General features: G+C 55.5%; 1 protein-coding gene. It reads left to right on the top strand.

Features of this window, described 5'->3' with window-relative positions:
* The coding region (locus tag HMPREF3149_RS06785; protein WP_210385423.1) for an ATP-binding protein at positions 1 to 617 on the top strand (617 nt) is incomplete at its 5' end.
* Positions 618 to 712: the final 95 nt, after the last annotated feature.

The raw sequence follows: 712 nt of genomic DNA on the forward strand, positions 1-712 counted from the left end.
TCTACGCACTCGATAAAGAAGTCGCGGCCAGGCGTGAACGACGCATCAACAAACTGCTGAAAGCATCCCGATCGCCAAACCTTGATGCTTGCCTTGAAAACGTGGTCTGCACACCTGACCGCAACATCAACCCCGAGCAAGTCAGCAGACTCGCTCACGGACAATGGTGCCACCTGGGACAAAACATTGTCATCCTGGGCAAATCCTCAGTCGGCAAAACCTACCTCGCCCAAGCACTGATCACAGCAGCATGCCGCAACGACTACTCCGCACGGTTCTACCGCACCGACATGCTCGCCGCCGAACTAGCAGTCCTGCAACCCGATGACCCCATACGGCTGAAGTTCATCCAACACCTTCACAACGTCGACGTCCTGGTCCTAGATGACTTCCTCACCACACCTATTGATGCCGCAACCGCGCACCAAATTCTCAACATCCTCGCCGGGCGTGAAGGCAAAGTCTCAACGATTGTCACCGCACAATTCACCCCGCAAGAGTGGTACAAGTCCATCCCCGACGCCGTGATCTCCGAGTCAATCCTCAACCGACTCGTCTCCGGCGCCGAGATCATCACACTCGAAGGACCAAACATGCGACTGACCACCCGCACATAACCACCAACAACGCCTGAGTAAGACACCGCTACCGGATACTCACTCAGGCGCTACCAGATACTCACCACACCGCTACCATTTCAGTCTTCTGAACA

The organism is Corynebacterium sp. HMSC05E07, from assembly GCF_001807225.1.
Classification (GTDB): domain Bacteria; phylum Actinomycetota; class Actinomycetes; order Mycobacteriales; family Mycobacteriaceae; genus Corynebacterium; species Corynebacterium singulare.